Origin of the sequence: Methanobrevibacter filiformis (genome assembly GCF_001639265.1) — an archaeon.
GTDB classification, from domain to species: Archaea; Methanobacteriota; Methanobacteria; order Methanobacteriales; family Methanobacteriaceae; genus Methanacia; species Methanacia filiformis.
In genome coordinates this window covers 1-2,246 of the sequence record NZ_LWMT01000122.1, presented here as the reverse complement: position 1 = coordinate 2,246, position 2,246 = coordinate 1, and the positions used below count along the sequence as shown (strand labels likewise).

The window sequence follows — 2,246 nt, the reverse complement described above, 5'->3', positions numbered from 1 at the left end:
AAAACACATTAAAAAAGTTTAAAACTAAAACACAAAAAATAGACCAAAAAACTAAAACAAAAACTAAAAAACATCTAAAACCATATCCAACAATCATAAACCTTTATTTTAATTATGGATAATCTCCTAAAAAATGAATAAAAATGAATTAATTGATTACATATATGAAAATCTTAATGAAGGACCAAATGTCTTAATTAGAAGAAAAACATCGGGGAAAAATTTCCCTAAATTTTACAGAGAGAGTTTTTTTAAACTCAAAAAACATATTGATGATTTTCTTGATGATTTTCTTGAAAATAGATTTATTACCTTATCTGGCTTAAGAGGACTTGGAAAAACAACTATTTTAATCCAAATATACAAATATCTAACTAATGAGAAGAATATTTCAAAGGATAGAATACTATATATCAATGCAGATGATCTTGAATTTATTGGAATAACACTTTATGAATTAATTGATACTTTTATTAGAGAAATACATGAAACAACTCCTGTAAGTTTAGATAAGAAAATATTCATTCTTATTGATGAAGCACACTATGATAAGAATTGGTCAAAGGTTGGAAAAGTTTTCTATGATAAAAATGACAATATCTTTTTTATTTTCACAGGTTCATCTACATTAAGTTTTGAAGTAAATGTTGATGCAGTTAGAAGAATAAAAATGGAAAAGATATTTCCAATGAACTTTCAAGAGTATAATAGACTAAAAAATAATATAAAATATCCTGAGAATTATTATGAAACCTTAAATAAGATGATTTTAAGTGGTGAAAATTTAGATAAAATGATTTCAAAAGAGCATCACCTTCGAAAAAAATTTTTAAATCTAGATAAACCTCTTATTAAAGAATGGGAAAACTTTTTAATATGTGGAAACTTCCCATTTTTTCTCCATGACAATAGTGATGAATATTTTTTAAGAATTTTTCAAATGATAAATAAAATTATAGAAAAAGATGTTTTCACACTAAAAACATTTAAAACAGATTCAAAATCCACAATATCTCAAATAATTACATATATTGGACTTCAAGATCCTGGAGGCACATCAGATAAAAAATTAGCCACAATTCTTTCTAAATCCCCTAAAACTATTAGAGAAATCCTAAATACTTTAGAAAAAACCAGACTTTTATTTTCTGTTAGGCCCTATGGTAGTAATGGAAAAATAATAAGAAAACCTTGGAAATATTATTTTTCTTCTGCCTCTATAAATGCGTCAATTAGATTTAAATTTGGTAACTTTTCTATTAAAAATAGAAAAATTTTAGGAATTTTTGCTGAGACTCTTGTTGCTTCATATTTGTTTAAATTAAAAGAAGTTGAAAATCCCTTTTTAAATATTTACTATGATGTAGTGTCATGACTATTTAATTTTAAATATTTATATATTATTAATTTCATACCATATAGCTAAAATAAAGAAAATTAAAGCTTAATTAAAAAGATAACGAAATATTTAAAACCATAATATTAAATTGTCATGACAGTAGGGGAAAATGGAGTTGACTTTTTAGTTGAGAATTATGATAAAATAATTCCAATAGAAGTGGGTCTAGGAAAAAAAGACAAAAAACAAATATCTAAGGCAATAAATAGATATAAATCTCCTTATGGGATAGTAATTTCAAATACAACAAGTAAAATAGAAAAAATAGATAATATAATTTATATTCCTTTAACTAGCTTTTCATAAATCCTTTGGATTTAGAAACATCTGAATAAATCCATTAAAAAAAGAAATAAAAAATATTAATAAGAAATAAGTATTTTATTTTACTATTTTGATGTACTTTATTTTCTTTAAAAAATAAAATTGTTAGAGTCTAATTGATCATTATTGGAAAATATGAAAAGGAACATTGAATATGAAAAAGGAAAATAGAATGTTTATTGAACTGTTTGAATCTGAAAATATGCCTTGGGGATTGTTGGAGGGACCTTATTCTAGGGGTGATAAATTTCCAGAATGGATGGTTTTACTTACAGATAAAAATCTCAGCATTAGAGATACTGCAAAAGAAAACATTGCATTGAATTTTGAACATCAAGAAACATTATGGTTGGTAACACCATTTGTTATGTTGCAGCTTCAAAAGATTTTAAAGAATATAGTACGATACCTATTTTTTGACAATATTTATATAGTATAAAATATATAATATTGGTATATGAGTAAAGATTCTAAAGAAGTAGTGGTGCGTCATATTAGTTCTACTGAGCTTAATGATTTGATT

The 2,246-nt window shown here is 24.2% G+C and carries 3 protein-coding genes; all 3 read left to right on the top strand.

The window, feature by feature from the left end:
- The first annotated feature begins 133 nt into the window (after nucleotides 1–133).
- The 3 genes from MBFIL_RS04030 to MBFIL_RS04020 all read left to right on the top strand — a co-directional run bounded on the left by MBFIL_RS04030 (nucleotide 134) and on the right by MBFIL_RS04020 (nucleotide 2,162).
- Nucleotides 134–1,375: an ATP-binding protein gene (locus MBFIL_RS04030; protein ID WP_066971730.1), complete on the top strand. Its 1,242-nt coding sequence runs from the start codon at nucleotides 134–136 to the stop codon at nucleotides 1,373–1,375.
- A gap of 117 nt (nucleotides 1,376–1,492) precedes the next feature.
- Nucleotides 1,493–1,705 carry a hypothetical protein gene (locus MBFIL_RS04025; protein WP_066971728.1) on the top strand — a complete coding sequence of 71 codons (213 nt, stop codon included), beginning with the start codon at nucleotides 1,493–1,495 and terminating at the stop codon, nucleotides 1,703–1,705.
- Nucleotides 1,706–1,940: 235 nt separating this feature from the next.
- Nucleotides 1,941–2,162: a hypothetical protein gene (locus MBFIL_RS04020; protein WP_157078644.1), complete on the top strand. Its 222-nt coding sequence runs from the start codon at nucleotides 1,941–1,943 to the stop codon at nucleotides 2,160–2,162.
- Nucleotides 2,163–2,246 lie beyond the last annotated feature (84 nt).